At 69.6% G+C, this 18,534-nt stretch carries 1 protein-coding gene (only partly in view); it reads left to right on the top strand.

The genetic code is table 11. The annotated features are described in order from the left end of the window. Window positions 1–18,534, top strand: the final stretch of a protein-coding gene (locus ACFWUR_RS04315; protein WP_378901698.1) for a non-ribosomal peptide synthase/polyketide synthase. It extends 25,911 nt beyond the left edge of the window; the window shows 18,534 of its 44,445 coding nt (coding positions 25,912–44,445); the start codon falls outside the window, past its left edge; its stop codon occupies window positions 18,532–18,534.

Raw genomic sequence — 18,534 nt, 5'->3', positions numbered from 1 at the left:
GCCGAATTCGCTTCGCGCGTGCACCGTGTGGCGCACCGCTTGATCGAAGCCGGGGTCGGCCCGGAGACCCTGGTCGCGCTCGGCCTGCGCCGCAGCATCGACCTGGTCGTCGCCGCCTACGCGGTGCAGGAAGCAGGCGGTGGCTACGTGCCACTCGACCTGGACCAGCCCGCCGACCGCATCGCCTACGTCTTGGAGACGGCCGCCCCGGTCGTCGTCCTCACCACCACCCGCGACGGTTTCGGGATCGGTGGCAGTGCTGCTGATCGTGCCGCCGGTTCCGGCGATGCGACCAGCCCGACCGAGATCGCGGGCGAGCCGCTGACGCTCGTCATCGACGCGCTCGATCTCTCGGCATACCCGGCCACCCCGGTCACCGATGCCGAGCGAATCGCGCCGTTGCTCCCGCAGCACCCGGCGTATGTCATCTTCACCTCCGGTTCGACCGGCCGCCCGAAGGGCGTGGCCGTGCCGCACTCGGCCGTGGTGAACCAGATCCGCTGGATCACCGGCGAATACGGCATCGGTGCCGACGACGTGGTGCTGTTCAAGACGCCCGCTACCTTCGATGTGTCGGTGTGGGAGCTGTTCGGCCCGCTGAGCACCGGCGGCCGGATCGTCGTGGCGAGCCCCGATGGCCACCGCGACCCGCAGTACCTCGCGGATGTCATCGCCGCGCAACAGGTCACGATGACCTCGTTCGTGCCGTCGATGCTCAGTGTCTTCGCGGGCAGTATCGATGCCGCTGCCGTCGAGGGCGGAGCTCTGTCCTCGCTGCGTGCCCTGCTGATCGCGGGTGAGGCGTTCACCGCCGACGCGGTCGTGGCGCTGCGCAAGGTGAGCGACGCGGCCCTGTTCAACCTGTACGGCCCCACCGAGTTCACCGTCCACGCGACGCACGGCCCGGTCGCCGACCAGGTCGACGGCGCCGTCCCGATCGGCGCGCCGGTCTGGAACTCCCGCGCCTACGTGCTGGATTCACGTCTGCACCCGGTCGCCGCCGGTGTGGCCGGTGAGCTGTATCTGGCCGGGGCTCAGCTGGCCCGCGGCTACTTCGGCCGCGCCGACCTCACCGCCGATCGCTTCGTGGCCGACCCGTTCGGCGATGGCGGTGACCGGATGTATCGCACCGGTGACCTCGTGCGCCGCGACGGCGACGGTGTCATCACCTACCTCGGCCGCACCGACTTCCAGGTGAAGCTGCGTGGTCTGCGCATCGAGCTCGGCGAGATCGAAGCCGCGCTCACCGCGCACAACACAGTGACCCAGGCGGTCGTGGTCGTGCGCTCGGATGCTCGCACCGGTGACCAGCTCGTCGGCTACGTCGTACCCGCCGCGGGCGAGACCGCCGACATCGAGGTGCTGCGCGCGCATCTGGCGGCGCAGTTGCCGTCCTACATGGTTCCGGCCGCGTTCGTCGTCATCGACGAGATGCCGCTGAGCGCCAACGGCAAGCTCGACCGTCGTGCCCTGCCCGAGCCGGTGTTCGAGGCGCGCGAGTTCCGTGCGCCGCGCACGCCGATCGAGGAGATCGTCGCCGCCACCTTCGCCGAGGTGCTCGGCCTGGCCGGTGATCGCGCGGTCGGCATGGACGACGACTTCTTCGACCTGGGCGGCAACTCGCTCATCGCCACCCAGGTGGTCGCCCGCCTCGGCGCCGCGCTGGACACCCGTGTCCCGGTGCGCGCGCTGTTCGAGGCGCCGTCGGTCGCCGCGCTGGCCGCGAAGGTCGAGGTCCACGCGGGAAGCGGCAGCCGTCGCGAGCTCGTCGCCGGTGCGCGCCCGGACCAGATCCCGCTCTCGCTGGCCCAGCAGCGGATGTGGTTCCTCAACCGATTCGACAGCGCGACCGGCGTCAACAACATCCCCCTGGCCGTGCGCCTGACCGGCGACCTCGACATCGACGCCCTGCGCCAGGCCGTCGCCGACGTGGTCGACCGGCACGAGGTGCTGCGCACCGTCTACCCGGAAACCGCCGAGGGCCAGGGCGTACAGGTCGTGCTGCCCGTGGGGCAGATGCCGATCTCGCTGAATCCGATCACCGTCGGCGAGGACGAGATCGGCGATCGCATCAGCGAACTCGTGCTCGCCGGTTTCGACGTGACCGCCGAGGTTCCGGTGCGCGCCGAACTGTTGCGCATCGCGGGCTCCATGGACGGCTCGCACCCCGATACCCACGTGTTGGTCTTCGTCGTGCACCACATCTCCGGTGACGGTTGGTCGGTGCGCCCGCTGGCCCGCGACGTGATGATCGCCTACGCCGCCCGCTCACGCGGTGAAGCGCCCGGTTGGGCGCCGCTGCCCGTGCAGTACGCCGACTTCGCGCTGTGGCAGCGCGAAACCCTCGGCTCCGAAACGGATTCGGCGTCGATGATCGCCCAGCAGGTGGCCTACTGGTCGCAGAACCTGGCCGGCCTGCCCGACCAGCTCGACCTGCCCGCCGATCGTGCCCGTCCCGCTGTGGCGTCCAATCGCGGTGGCGTGCACGAGTTCTCGATCGACCCGGCGCTGTCGGCCGGACTCAACGCGCTGGCGCGTGAACACGGCGCCAGCCTGTTCATGGTCGTGCATGCCGCGTTCGCCGCGCTGCTGGCCCGCCTGTCGGGCAGCGACGACATCGCCATCGGCACCGCCGTCGCGGGCCGTGGTGAAGCGGTGCTCGACGACGCCATCGGCATGTTCGTCAACACCCTGGTCCTGCGCAGCACCGTCGACCCGGCCCAGCCGTTCACCGAGCTGCTCGACCGGACCAGGGAGAACGACCTCGCCGCCTTCGGCCACGCCGACCTCCCGTTCGAGCGGCTCGTCGAGATCCTCAACCCGGCTCGTTCGCAGGCGCGTCACCCGCTGTTCCAGGTGATGCTGTCGTTCCAGAACACCGGCGAGGCCTCCTTCGAACTCCCCGGCCTCGAGGTCGCGGGCGTACCGCTCGACGTCGTCACCGCCAAGTTCGATCTGCACCTGAACCTGGCCGACCGCCACCGTGCCGACGGTTCCGCCGACGGCATGACGGCCGAATTCGCCTACGCCACCGACATGTTCGACGCCGACACCGTCGCCGCCCTCGCGCAGCGCCTGGTGCGGATGCTGACCGCGGTCGTCGCCGCGCCCGATCAGGCGATCGGCGAGGTCGACCTGCTTGCCCCGGCCGAATACCGCCAGGTGGTCACCGGCTGGAACGCCACCGAGCACCCGGTCGACCGCGCCGCCACGCTCGTGTCGATGTTCGAGGCGCAGGCCGTGACCAGCCCGAACGCGACCGCCCTCACCTTCGAGGGGACGAGTCTGTCCTACGCCGGGTTCGCCGCCAGGGTGAACCGGCTGGCCCGCCACCTCATCGCCCAGGGCGTCGGCCCGGACACCATGGTCGCGCTCGGCATGCGCCGTTCGCTCGACCTGGTGATCGGCATGTACGCGGTGAGCGTGGCCGGCGGCGCCTACGTGCCGCTGGACCCCGACCACCCGGCCGAGCGCACCCACTACGTGCTCGAGATCGCCGAGCCGGTGTGCGTATTGACCACTGTCGGTGACGAATTCGACGCCGGCGCGACCGCCGCGCTGAACATCGATCGCCTGGATCTCTCGGGCTACTCGGATGCGCCGGTCGCGGATGTCGAGCGGATCGCGCCCCTGCGTCCGGACAACACGGCGTACGTGATCTTCACGTCGGGTTCGACCGGTCGTCCGAAGGGTGTGGCGGTCAGCCATGGCGCGATCGTCAACCGCCTGGTCTGGATGCAGCAGGCCTACGGCCTGACCGGGTCCGATGTGGTGTTGCAGAAGACGCCCGCCACGTTCGACGTGTCGGTCTGGGAGTTCTTCTGGCCCTTGCAGATCGGCGCACGCCTGGTTGTCGCGAAGCCCGACGGCCATCGCGACCCGGCGTACCTCGCCGAGATCATCGCCACCGAGGGCGTCACCACCACGCACTTCGTGCCCTCGATGATGTCGGTGTTCGTCGCCGAACTCACCGAGCGGGCCGCCGTGGCCGACGGTCGGGAAACGGCGAGCAGCCTGCGTCTGGTGTTCGCCTCGGGTGAGGCCCTGCCCGCGCCGACCGCGCAGCGGATGCGCGCGCTCACCGGCGCGGCCCTGCACAATCTGTACGGCCCCACCGAGGCCGCGGTCGACGTCACCTTCCACGAGGTCACCGACGCCGACACCACCTCGGTGCCGATCGGTGCCCCGGTGTTCAACACCCAGGTGTACGTGCTGGATTCGCGCCTGCACCCGGTGCCCGTCGGCGTTCCCGGCGAGCTGTACCTGGCCGGTGTCCAACTGGCACGCGGCTATGTCGCCCGCCCGGACCTCACCGCCGACCGCTTCGTGGCCGACCCGTTCGCGGTGGTATCCAGCAGCCAGACAGCCGATGCCGCCGCCGGCGCCCGCATGTACCGCACGGGTGACCTGGTCGCCTGGACCACCGAGGGCGAACTGGAGTACCTGGGCCGCACCGACTTCCAGGTCAAGCTGCGTGGTCTGCGCATCGAACTCGGCGAGATCGAATCGGCGTTGACCGCACTGCCCTCGATCGCCCAGTCCGTGGTCGTGGTCCGCTCCGACGAGCGCCTCGGCGACCAGCTGGTCGGTTACCTGATTCCGTCGGCCGGCGCGAGCATCGACCTCGATGCCGTGCGCACCGAACTCGGCGGCGCACTGCCCACCTACATGGTCCCGGCCGCCTTCGTCATCCTGGACGCCTTCCCGCTCAACGCTTCCGGCAAGCTCGACCGCAAGGCGCTGCCCGCGCCCGCGTTCGAGGCCAAGGTGTTCCGCGCGGCATCCACGCCGATCGAGGAGATCGTGGCAGGCACCTTCGGCGACGTGCTCGGGGTCACCCGGGTCGGCGCCGACGACGACTTCTTCGAACTCGGCGGCAACTCGCTGCTGGCCACCCAGGTCACCGCCCGCATCGGCGCCGCCCTGGACACCCAGCTCTCGGTGCGCGACCTGTTCGAGGCCTCGACCGTCTCCGCGCTGGCGGCCCGCGCCGAGCACAACGCGGGCTCGGGCCGGACCCGTCCGCGTCTGGCCGCGGGGGAGCGGCCCGCCGTCGTCCCGCTCTCGCCCGCCCAGCAGCGCTACTGGTTCCTCAACCAGTTCGACACGTCCACCTCCGCGGTCGACAACATCCCCCTCGCGGTGCGTCTCACCGGCGAGCTCGAGGTGGCCGCGCTCGAACAGGCCATCGGCGACGTGTTCGCCCGCCACGAGATCCTGCGCACCACGTACCCGGCCTCGCCCGACGGCCCGCACCAGGTGATCCTGCCCGTCTCGCAGAGCCGTGCCGTGGTGCACCACATCGCGGTCACCGAGGACGAATTGCTCGGTGCCGTCATCGAATTCGCGATGACCACCTTCGACGTCACCCACGAGGTGCCGCTCAAGGTCGCGCTGTTCGAACTGAACGCCGCGTCTGATGGCCCTACGTCCGAGGGCCCTGCGGTGTCACGCTCCGCTACCGCCTCCGGGCGCACCGCGCGCGACCACGTGCTCGCGTTCACCGTGCACCACGTCTCCGCCGACGGTTCGTCGATGGGCCCGCTGGCCCGCGACATCATGGCCGCCTATGTGGCCCGCGTGCAGGGCGAGGCCCCGCAGTGGGCGCCGCTGCCCGTGCAGTACGCCGATTACGCGCTGTGGCAGCGCGAGGTCCTCGGCGACGAGACCGATCCCGAGTCGTTGGCCGCCAAGCAGGTCGCCTACTGGACCGAAGCCCTCGCCGGGCTGCCCGACCAGCTCGAACTGCCCGCCGACCGGCCGCGCCCGCCCGCGCAGTCGTTCCAGGGCCAGGCCATCCGCTTCGAGATCGACCCGGTCCGCCACGCGGCCCTGCACGACCTCGCCAGGGCGAACAACGCCTCGCTGTTCATGGTCGTGCACGCCGCGCTCGCGGTGCTGCTCGCGCGCCTGTCCGGTACCGACGACATCGCCGTGGGTACCCCGATCGCCGGCCGTGGTGAGCGCGAACTCGACGACCTGATCGGCATGTTCGTCAACACCCTGGTGTTCCGCACCGCCGTCGACCCCGGCGCCTCCTTCGCCGAACTCCTCGCCGACGTGCGCAACCGCGACCTGGAAGCCTTCGCCAACGCCGACGTGCCGTTCGAGCGTCTCGTCGAGGTGCTCAACCCGGTCCGCTCCACCGCGCGCAATCCGCTGTTCCAGGTGGGCCTGTCGTTCCAGAACCTGGCCGACACCACCTTCGAACTGCCCGGCCTGACCGTCAGCGCCGTCGACTACGACTCGCAGCTGGCCAAGACCGACCTGCACGTCACCCTCTACGACCGCTACACCGACGACGGCGCACCGGCCCAACTGGTCACCGAATTCGAGTACGCCATCGACCTGTTCGACGAGGCGACGGTGCAGAGCTTCGCCGACCGGTTCCTGCTGGTGCTCGACGCGGTCGCCGCCGACGCCACCATCGCGGTGGGCGACATCGACCTGCTCACCACGCCGGAATCCGCGCGGATCGTCACCGCGTGGAACGACACCGCGCACGCGGTCGACACCGACGCCACCCTGGTGTCGCTGCTCGACGCGACCGTGGCGGCCACGCCTGACGCCATCGCGTTGGTCGTCGACGAACCGGAATCCGACGCGATGACCGCGGGCCTCGACGGCACCGACGCATCGCGGGCTCGGGGCGTCGGCCGTATCGTCGGCGGGCGTCGGGAACTGACCTACGCAGAGCTCGACGCGCAGGTCAACCGCCTTGCCCGGCACCTGATCTCGCGCGGTATCGGCACCGAGGACCGGGTGGCGCTGGCCATTCGTCGGTCCGCCGAGTTGGTCATCGCGATGTACGCGGTGGCGCGTACGGGTGCGGCGTACGTGCCGATCGACCCGGATCAGCCTGCCGAGCGCACCGATTACATCCTGGAAACGGCCGCACCTGCTGTCGTGCTGACCACCTCGAACGCCGAATTCAGCACGGCGGTAGCCGACGTGGTCGTTCTCGACGAGCTCGACCTGAGTGCTGTCAGCGACGCCGCGATCACCGGAGGCACCCTGGTTCCGGCGAATACCGCGTATGTGATCTTCACGTCCGGTTCCACCGGCAAGCCCAAGGGTGTCGCGGTCTCGCACGGTGCGATCGTGAACCAGTTGCTGTGGAAGACGGCTGAATTCGGTTTCGGTGCCGATGATGCGGTGCTGCTCAAGACTGCTGCCACCTTCGATCTCTCGGTGTGGGAGTTCTGGACCGCGGCTGTGGTCGGTGCTCGTCTGGTGGTCGCCACCGCTGACGGTCATCGCGACCCGGCCTATCTCAACGACCTGATGCGGGCGACTGCTGTCACCACGCTGCACGTGGTGCCGTCGGTGCTGGATGCGCTGTTGACCGAATCCGGTGCGGCACTGCCTCGGACGTTGCGTCGGGTCCTCGCCATCGGTGAGGCGTTGCCCGCCGCGACCGCGCAGCGTTTCCGCACGGCCAACACCGCCGAGCTGTTCAACCTGTACGGCCCGACCGAGGCCGCGGTCTCGATCACCAGTCACTCGGTTACCGACGCGGACACGGTGTCGGTCTCGATCGGTGCGCCGGAATGGAACAGCCGGGTCTATGTGCTGGATTCGCGTCTGCGCCCGGTTCCGGTCGGGGTGTCGGGTGAGCTGTATCTGGCCGGTGCCCAGCTGGCCCGCGGCTATTACGGTCGCGCCGATCTGACCGCCGATCGTTTCGTCGCTGATCCGTTCTCGGAGACCGGTGAGCGCATGTATCGCACGGGTGACCTGGTCGCGTGGAATGCCGAGGGTGAGCTCGATTACCGGGGTCGTACCGATTTCCAGGTGAAGATTCGTGGTTTCCGTATCGAACTCGGCGAGATCGAAGCCGCGCTGCTGCGTCGGTCCGGCATCACCTCCGCCGCGGTTCTCGCCCACACCGACCCGGTGGTCGGTGACCGCCTGGTCGCCTACGTGGTGGCCGACTCGGTGCTCGACAAGCTGGCTCTGCGGTCCGCACTGGCCGCCGAGCTGCCCTCGTACATGGTTCCCACCGTGTTCCTGCAACTCGACGCGCTGCCGCTCAACGCCAACGGCAAGCTCGACCGCAAGGCGCTCCCGGAGCCCGAGGTCGACAAGGCCGTGTTCCGCGCTCCGGTGAGCCCGAGCGAACAGCTCGTGGCCGCCACCTTCGCCGAGGTCCTGCGCCTCGACGTCCAGCCGCGACCGACGGGCCAGGACGCGGCGGAAGCCGGCACTGTCAAGCGCTTCGGTCTCGACGACGACTTCTTCGCCTGGGGCGGCAACTCGCTGCTGGCCACGCAGGTCGCCGCCCGCCTCGGCGAGGCGCTCGACACCCGTATCCCCGTGCGCCTGCTGTTCGAGGCGTCCACGGTGGCCGCCCTGGCTCATCGGATCGAGCAGCACGCCGAGACCGGAGATCGCAAGGCGCTCACCGCCGGTCCGCGTCCCGAGCACATCCCGCTCTCGCTCGCGCAGCAGCGGATGTGGTTCCTCAACCGCTTCGACGCCCAGTCGGCGGCCTACAACGTGCCGGTCGCGGTACGCCTCACCGGCGACCTCGACGTGGCCGCGTTGCGGGCCGCGGTCACCGACCTGGTGTCGCGCCACGAGATCCTGCGCACCGTCTACCCGCAGACCGACACCGGTGCGGCACAGGTGATCCTGTCGCCCGCACAGGCCGCGCCGGAACTGATCGAACGCACCGTCACCGCAGGCGAAGTGGAATCGGCGGTCGCGGAACTGATGTCGACGAGCTTCGATGTCACCGTCGAGGTGCCGCTGAAGCTCGCGCTGTTCCGCGTCGACGGCACCGACGAATTCGTGCTCGCCCTGGTGGTGCACCACATCTCCGGCGACGGTTCCTCGGTGGCCCCGCTGACCCGCGATCTGATGACCGCCTACGCGGCCCGCTCGATGGGCTCCGAACCGGGGTGGTCGCCGTTGGCCGTGCAGTACGCCGACTACAGCATCTGGCAGCGCGACCTCCTCGGCAGCGAGGACGACCCCGACTCGATGGCGTCCAAGCAGGTCGCGCACTGGAAGCAGGCCCTCGCGGACCTGCCCGATCAGCTCGACCTGCCCGCCGACCGTCCGCGCCCCGCGGTGCAGACCTTCGCCGGAAGCAAGGTCGACCTCCAGATCGACGCCGACACCCACCGCGCGCTGGTCGAACTGGCCCGCGCCGAGGGTGCGACGCTGTTCATGGTCGTGCACACCGCCCTCGCCGTGCTGCTCGCGCGCCTGTCGGGCACCGACGACATCGCCATCGGCACCCCGATGGCCGGTCGTGGCGAAGCGGCCCTGGACGACATGATCGGCATGTTCGTCAACACCCTCGTCTTCCGCACCAAGGTCGACAGCGGTGAAGCGTTCACCGATCTGCTGGCCCGCCAGCGCGAGGACGACATCGCGGCGTTCGCCAACGCCGACGTGCCGTTCGAGCGACTGGTCGAGGTACTCAACCCGGTCCGCTCCACCGCGCGGCACCCGCTGTTCCAGGTCGGTCTGTCGTTCCAGAACCTCAGCCGCGCCACCCTGGAACTGCCGGGCCTGACGGTGTCGGGCCTCGACATCGACTCCGAGCTGTCGCAGTTCGATCTGCACCTGATCGCCACCGACCGTTACGGCGATGCCGGTGAGCCCGAGGGCATCTCGGGTCTGTTCACCTACGCGACCGACCTGTTCGACCACGCCACGGTCGAAGGTTTCGTGCAGCGGTTCGTCCGTCTGCTCGGCGCGATCGTCGCCACCCCGCGCACCGCGGTCGGCGATATCGAGCTGCTGGCCCCGGCCGAACGCACCCAGATCCTCGAAGCCCGCAATGCCACCACCTACGCCGTCGATGCCGAGGCCACCCTGGTCTCCCTGCTCGACGCGACCGTGGCCGCCGACCCGAAGTCGACCGCTCTGGTCACCGACGACGGCGCCCAGCTGACCTACGCCGAACTCGACGCGAAGGTGAACCGCCTGGCGCGGCACCTGATCTCGCTCGGTGTGGGCCCGGAGTCGCGTGTCGCGCTGGCCATGCGCCGCTCGGTGGACCTGGTCGTCGCGATGTACGCGGTGGCCAAGTCCGGTGGCGCGTATGTGCCGGTCGACCCCGATCAGGCGGCCGAGCGCACCGACTACATCCTCGAGACGGCGGCACCGGTCTGCGTGCTGACCAACGCCGAGTTCTCGACCGATGCCGCCCCGGTGGTGCGCATCGACGAGCTCGCGCTGGAATCGATCTCTGCCGCAACGATTTCCGATGCCGAGCGCACCGAGCCGCTGCGTCCGGAGAACACCGCGTACGTGATCTTCACCTCCGGCTCCACCGGCCGACCCAAGGGTGTGGCGGTTGCGCACGGCGCCATCGCCAACCAGCTGCAGTGGAAGCTGATCGAGTTCGGCATGGATGCCGCCGACGCGGTGCTGCTCAAGACCGCCGCCACCTTCGACCTCTCGGTCTGGGAGTTCTGGTCGGCAGCGGTCTGCGGTGGTCGCCTGGTGATCGCCTCGGCCGACGGTCATCGTGACCCGGCCTACCTCAACGAGCTGATGTCGCGCGAATGGGTCACCACCCTGCATGTGGTGCCGTCGATGCTCGACGCGCTGCTGGCTTCCGCGCCGCGACCGGGCCCGGAGACGGTAGCGAAGCGTGACCACGTAGGGCCCTCGGGAGCGGCGCAGTCGGGCACAGGGATGCCCGATTCGCTGTGGCGGGTCCTGGCCATCGGTGAGGCGCTGCCGGGTTCGCTGGCCCAGCGTTTCCGCGCCGAGTTCAGTCGCACCGAGTTGTTCAACCTGTACGGCCCGACCGAGGCCGCGGTCTCGATCACCTCGCACCGCGTCAACGCCGCCGACCAGCTGTCGGTCTCCATCGGTTCGCCCGAGTGGAACAGCCAGGTCTACGTGCTCGACGAGCGGCTGCGCCCGGTGCCCGACGGTGTCGCCGGTGAGCTGTACCTGGCCGGCGCGCAGCTGGCTCGCGGCTACTTCGGTCGCCCCGACCTCACCGCCGACCGTTTCGTCGCCAACCCGTTCACCCCGGCCACCCGCATGTACCGCACCGGTGACCTGGTGGCCTGGAACAACGGCAAGCTCGACTACCGCGGGCGCACCGACTTCCAGGTGAAGATCCGCGGCTTCCGTATCGAGCTCGGCGAAATCGAGGCCGCGCTGCTCGCGCTGCCCGAGATCGCCCAGACGGCCGTCATCGCCAAGTCCGACCCGCGTACCGGCGACCGCCTGGTCGCCTACCTGGTCGGTACGGACATCGACGTGGCACAGGTCAAGTCGACGCTGTCGGCCGGGCTGCCGTCGTACATGGTGCCCGCCGCGTTCGTGGTGCTGGACGCGCTGCCGCTCAACGTCAACGGCAAGCTCGACCGCAAGGCACTGCCGGAGCCGGAGTTCGAGGCGCAAGCCTTCCGCGCGCCGTCGACCCCGATCGAGGAGATCGTGGCGGGCGTGTTCGCCGATGTGCTCGGCGCCGAGCGGGTCGGTGCCGACGACGACTTCTTCGCTCTCGGCGGTAACTCGCTGCTGGCCACCCAGGTCGCGGCCCGCCTCGGTGCCGCGCTCGACAGCCGGGTGCCCGTGCGCCTGCTGTTCGAGGCATCGACGGTGGCCGGTCTCGCGGTGAAGGTCGAGCAGGGTGCGGGTGCCGGTGGCCGTCGCGCGCTGGTCGCCGGACCGCGTCCCGACCAGGTGCCGTTGTCGCTCGCCCAGCAGCGCATGTGGTTCCTGAACCAGTTCGACACCGCGTCCTCGGTGAACAACATCCCCGTCGCCGTCCGCCTGTCGGGCGCGCTGGATGTCGAGGCGCTGCAACTGGCCGTCGCCGATGTGCTCGCGCGGCACGAGACCCTGCGCACGGTGTACCCGTCGACCAACGGCACACCGCACCAGGTGATCCTGCCGGTCGAGGGCAATGTCCCCGATCTGACGCCGGAAACCGTTGCCGCTGACCAGGTTCGCGACAAGATCGCCGAACTGATCACCACCGGTTTCGACGTGGTCGACGAAGTCCCGTTGCGCGCGAAGCTGATGCGAGTCGCGGACGACGAATTCGTCCTGGTCTTCGTCGCCCACCACATCAGCGCCGACGGCTGGTCCATGGGCCCGCTGACCCGCGACGTGATGATCGCCTACGCCGCCCGTGCGGCCGGTGAGGCACCGGGCTGGGCGCCGATGCCGGTGCAGTACGCCGACTTCAGCGTCTGGCAGCGCGAGGTGCTGGGTGCGGAGACCGACGAGACCAGCCTCGTCGCCCAGCAGGGCGCCTACTGGAAGCGCGCGCTCGCCGGTGTCCCCGACGAGCTGAACCTGCCGCTGGATCGGCCGCGTCCGAGCACGCAGTCCTTCGCCGGTGGCCGGGTGCTGTTCCCGATCGGCGGCGACATCCACGCCGGACTCACCGCGATCGCTCGCGAGCAGAACGCGACGCTGTTCATGGTTGTGCACACCGCGCTCGCGGTGTTCCTGGCACGCATGTCGGGCACCGAGGACATCGTCATCGGCACCCCGATCGCGGGCCGTGGCGAGGCCGAACTCGACAACGTGATCGGCATGTTCGTCAACACCCTCGCCCTGCGCACGCAGGTCGCGGGCCAGGCGAGTTTCGCCGAGCTGCTGGCCCAGGCCAAGGAAGCCGATCTGGCCGCCTTCGCCCACGCCGACATCCCGTTCGAACGCCTGGTGGAACTGCTCAACCCCGAGCGCTCCACCGCGCGGCACCCGCTGTTCCAGGTGGCGCTGTCGTTCGAGAACCTGCCCGACGCCGGCTTCGAGCTGCCGGGTCTTTCGGTCTCGGCCGTCGACTTCGACGTCGACACCGCCAAGTTCGACCTGCTGCTCACCGTGCGTGAAGCGTCGGCCGGAGACGACGCGGGCGCCTACGCCGAGTTCTCCTACGCCAGTGCGCTGTTCGACCAGTCGACGGTGGAGAAGTTCGCGCAGCGCTTCCAGCGACTGCTCGCCGAGGTCGTCGCCGACGCCACCACCCCGGTCGGTGACCTCGAACTCCTCGACGAGATCGAGCGCACCGAACTGCTCACTCGCACCGGCGGTCCCGCCGCTTCGGTGAGCACCCTGCCGGAGCTGCTTGCGCAGGCCGTGGCGACCAACCCGACCGGCCGAGCGATCGTCGCTCCCGGCGAGTCGGCTGACAGTGGTCTGGTCGGCGGGCCAACGGCCGCATCGGAATCGGTCGCGCAGTCGGTCTCGTCGTTGACCTACGCCGAGCTCGACGCGGCCTCCTCGCGCCTGGCACGAGTGCTCGTCGAGCGCGGTGCGGCACCCGAGACGGTCGTCGCCATCGCCATGCAGCGTTCGCTCGACACCACCCTCGCCATCTGGGCCGTCATCAAGTCCGGCGCCGCGTTCCTGCCGGTCGACCCGAAGTACCCGGCCGAGCGCATCGCGCACATGATGTCGGATTCCGGTGCGGCACTGGGCATTACGGTGTCCACTGAGGTCGACCACCTGCCGACGCCCGCGCTGGGCGAGTGGCTGACCCTCGACGACGCGGCCACCCGGGCTGCGATCGCCGCGCAGTCCGACGCCGAGATCACCGACGCCGATCGCCGTGGCGCGGTTCGCCCCGGCAACACGGCCTACATGATCTACACCTCGGGTTCGACGGGCCTGCCCAAGGGCGTCGTCGTCACCCACGCCGGTGTGCCCAACTTCGCCGCCGCCCAGGTCGCGCGGTTCGGACTCGACAAGAACGCGCGGACCCTGGCCTTCGCGTCACCGTCGTTCGACGCCTCGATCCTCGAGTTCCTGCTCGCGGTCGGTTCGGCGGGCACCCTCGTCATCACGCCGGTCGGTGTGGTCGGCGGCGAGGAACTGGCCGACATCATCACCGGCCAGCAGCTCACCCATGTGTTCTTGACTCCGCTGGTCGCGGCGTCGATGGAACCCGCGGCGCTGGCCGGACTCGAAGCCCTGATCGTCGGTGGCGACAAGGCCCCCGTCGACCTGGTCGCGAACTGGCACAGCGCGGGTACCGATCCGGCGCACCACCGGTTCTACAACGCCTACGGCCCGACCGAGGCGACCATCGCCACGAACCTGTCCGATCCGCTGCTGCCGGGCGACATCATGAACATCGGTGGCCCGATCGCGGGTGCCACCGTGTACGTGCTCGACAACCGCCTGCGCCCGGTCCCCGAGGGCGTGGCCGGTGAGCTGTACCTCGGCGGCGTCCCGCTCGCTCGCGGCTACCACGCGCGCCACGGTCTCACCGCCGAGCGTTTCGTGGCCAACCCATACCCTGTGTCGGATGGCGGGGCAGCCGAGGGCCCCGCGGTGGGCGAGCGCCTGTACCGCACCGGTGACGTCGTCGCCTGGCGCTCGGTGAACGGCAAGCCCGTCGTGGAATACGTGGGCCGCAACGACTTCCAGGTGAAGATCCGCGGTTTCCGGATCGAACTGGGCGAGATCGACGCGGTCCTCACCGCGCACGACGACGTCGAGTTCGCCGCCACCATCGGCCGCAAGACCGACGCGGGCGCCACGATCCTGGTGTCCTACGTGCGGGGCAATGTCGACCCGGCAGCCCTGGTCGACTACGCGGCCCAGCACCTGCCCGCGCACATGGTGCCCGCCGCGGTGATGGTCCTCGACGAGATCCCACTGACCCCCGCGGGCAAGCTGGACCGTCGCGCCCTGCCCGAGCCGGTCCTCGCGCCGCGCGAGTTCCGCACGCCGACCAGCGACGTGGAGGCGATCATCGCGACCGTCTTCGCCGAGGTGCTCGGTGTCGACGCCGTCGGCCTCGACGATTCGTTCTTCGCCCTCGGCGGCGACTCGATCCTGTCGATCCAGTTGGTCTCGCGGGCCAAGGACCGCGGCGTGCTCTTCAAGCCGCGCGATGTGTTCGACAAGCGCAGCGTGGCAGGGCTGGCCGAGATCGCCGTGCTCGCGGGTGATGCCGAACAGATCGTCCTCGAGGAACTGCCGGGCGGCGGTGTCGGCGACATCCCGATGCTGCCGATCATGCGCCAGATCCTGGCCGGTGGCTCCACCTACGACCGGTTCTCCCAGTCGATGGTGTTGCGCCTGCCCGAGAACATCACCGCCGAGGTCCTGCACGCCACGATCGGCGCGGTCTTCGATCACCACGATGTGTTGCGCTCGCGGGTCGCCAAGAGCGACAACGGTTGGGAATTCGCGGCGTTGGCACCGAGTGAGGTCGACGTGACCACGCTCGTGCGTCGCGTCGAGGTGTCCGGCGACATCGCCGACGACCAGCTCTCCAAGCTGGCCAGCGTCGAATACGACGAGGCCATGGGCCGTCTCGACCCGGCGAACGCCGCCATGGTGCAGTTCGTCTGGTTCACCTTCGGTGAGCCCGCCGAGGGCCCGCGCCGTCGCGACGCACTGCTCATCGTCGGCCACCACTTCGTGATCGACGGCGTCTCCTGGCGCATCCTGATCCCGGACCTCGGCATGGCCTGGGGTCAGATCGCCGCAGGTCAGCAGGTGGCTCTGCCCGCCAACGGCACCTCGATGCGGCGCTGGGCGCACAGTCTGGTCGAGCAGTCGACGGATCGTCGCGCGGAACTGCCGTTCTGGCGTGAGGTCTCGGCCACCGCCGACCCGCAGCTGGGTGCGCGGGCGTTCGATCCGCGGGTCGACACCTTCGCCACCGTCGATCGGGTGCAGGTGACGTTGTCTCCGGAGGTCACCGACGCGGTGCTCACCGCGATCCCCGGTCTCTACCACGGTGGCGTCAACGACGGTCTGCTCAGCGCGCTCGCGTTGGCTGTGTCCCGATGGCGCGGTGACGAATCCGGTACCGCGGCGCTGATCAAACTGGAGGGCCACGGCCGCCAGGAAGAGATCGTCGCCGGTGCCGACCTCTCGCGCACCGTCGGCTGGTTCACCACGGCCTTCCCGGTCCGACTCGACTTGGCGGGCGCCGACCTCGACGACGCGTTCGCCGGTGGCGCCGTGCTGGCCGAGGTGATCAAGTCGGTCAAGGAGCAGATGCTCGCGGTGCCCGACAAGGGCATCGGCTACGGCATGCTCAAGTACCTGACCGACGAGGGCGCGGATCTGCCGAGCGTGGGCCAGATCAGCTTCAACTACCTCGGCCGCGCCACCGCGGGCGAGATCCCCGCCGAGCTCGCCGAACTCGGCTGGGTACCGGTGGCGGATCTGGGCCAACTCGATGCCGAGATGGACCTCGACATGCCCGCCAACGCGACCCTCGACATCAACGCCATCGTCAACGACGGCGACGAGGGCCCGCAGCTCGGCGCGAACATCGCGTTCCCGAAGGGTCTGCTCACCGCCGATCAGGCGCAGGAGTTCGCCGACCTGTTCGTGGCCGCGCTCACCGCGCTCGCCACGCACGCGCGGCGTGCCGACGCGGGTGGTTTCACTCCGTCCGATATGCCGCTCGTGCGGGTCGCGCAGACCGATATCGAGCTGTGGGAGCGCGACTACCCGGCGATGGCCGAGCTGTGGCCGCTCTCGCCGCTGCAGGCCGGCCTGATGTTCCACGCCATGATCAGCTCGGCGACCGTCGACGTCTACACCGTGCAGGCCGTGCTCGACCTGACCGGCACCCTCGACAGCGAGCGGTTGCGCCGCGCGGCCCAGGCCGTGCTCGACCGGTACCCGAACCTGCGAACCGCGTTCGTCACGGATTCGGCCGGTCAGCCGGTGCAGGTGGTGCTGTCCGAGCTCGAGGTGCCGTGGCGCGAGGTCGACCTCACCGACCTGCCCGAAGACGAGCGGATGCCGCACATGCGGCAGTTGCTGCTCGCCGACCGCGCGAACCAGTTCGACATGGCCACCGCGCCGCTGATCCGCTTCGGTCTGTACACGACCGGCGAGGGTCGGGCGCACCTGGCGATCACTGTTCACCACATCCTGGTCGACGGCTGGTCCATGCCGCTGCTCATGCGCGACCTGCTGGTCCTCTACGCGGTGCACGGTGACCTCACCGCGCTGCCGCGGGTGGCCTCCTACCGCAACTTCCTGTCCTGGCTCTCGGGTTGGGATCGTGAAGTGTCGCTGCGGGTATGGGCCGACGCGCTGGCCGGGGTCGAAGGCCCCACCCAGCTCGCGCCCGCGCCGCGCACCGAGGAACGCTACGAACTCGACAAGGTGGTCGTCGAGATCGACAACGACCGCACCAGGGCGCTCGGCAAGTTCGCCGGCGAACTCGGTGCCACCGTGAACACGCTGTTGCAGACCGCGTGGGGCATCGTCGTCGGCCGCCTGACCGGCCGTGACGACGTGGTGTTCGGTGCGACCGTGTCCGGTCGCCCGGCGGAGCTGCCCGGCGTCGAGTCGATGGTCGGCCTGTTCATCAACACCCTGCCCGTGCGCATCCAGATCGACGACCGGATGTCGGCGGAGAAGCTGATCCAGCGGGTGCAGTCCGCGCAGGCAGAACTGCTCAGCCACCACTTCGTCGGCCTGTCCGACATCCAGCGGGTGGCGGGCGTCGGCTCGCAGTTCGACACCCTGGTGGTGTTCGAGTCCTACCCGATGGACAAGGACGCCGTCACCGCGGCGAGTTCGATCGACGGCATGCAGGTCACCGGTGTCGGCCTCGACGACGCCACCCACTACCCGCTCACGCTGGTGGTGATGGCCGAGTCGACCATCGAGATCACGATGAAGTACCTGACCAGCACCTTCACCGCCGACGAGGTGCACACCCTGTCACAGCGGCTGCTGCGCGTGCTCGACGAGTTGCTCGACAACCCGGCCGGTCTGGTCGGCGACATCGACATCCTCGACGCGAGCGAGCGGGCCCAGCTCCTCGCCGATTCCGGTGTGACAGCCGCTGTCTCGGCTCCGGTTGCTTCCGGTGTCGGCGCGCAGACGGTGGCCAAGGTGCTCGCCGAGGTCGTGGAAGCCGATCCGCAGGCCCCCGCTCTGCTGCGTGGCGACAGCGAAATCGCCTACAGCGCACTGGATCGCAAGTCCTCGCAGCTGGCTCGGGTGCTCATCGCCCGCGGTGCGGGCCCCGGCGACGTGGTCGCGATCTCGCTGCCGCGCAGCGTGGATTCGGTCCTGGCCGCCTGGGCTGTGCACAAGGCAGGTGCTGCGGTGCTGTTCGCGGGTGAACTCGCCGGTGTCGAAATCGCCGCCGCCGGAGCTACTTTCGGTGTCAGCGCTGACCCGGTCGCGGGCGTGGCAGGTCAATGGTTGGTCCTGGCCGACGTCGAAGACGAGATCGCCGCAGCAGCGGCGCACCCCGTCTCCTACGCCGACCGAATCCGCCCGCTGTCCGAAGACCACCCCGCCTTCGTCTCGGTCTCCGGGGAAACCACCTCGACACTCACCCAGAGCGCCGCGGTGACCCTCGCCGAGAGCCTGCGCGACGAGCACGGCATCGACTACGAATGCACCACCTACACCACCCACGCCTCCGGCCCGGCCGCCATCAGGGAATTCCTGGCCTCGTCCACCGCGGGTGCGTTGTCGGTGTTGCCGGCCGGCTCGGTCGAAGACGACCTGGCCGACGGCGAGGTCACCCACTGGTTCGTAGTGGCAGGCGATCCGACCGATGCGGCCGACGGCGAGGTCACGGTGATCGTCGCGGAGTGA

The organism is Nocardia sp. NPDC058633, assembly GCF_042717045.1.
Classification (GTDB): Bacteria; Actinomycetota; Actinomycetes; order Mycobacteriales; family Mycobacteriaceae; genus Nocardia.
Note: the sequence above shows the minus strand (reverse complement) of the source record. Positions and strands in the feature narration are given on the sequence as shown.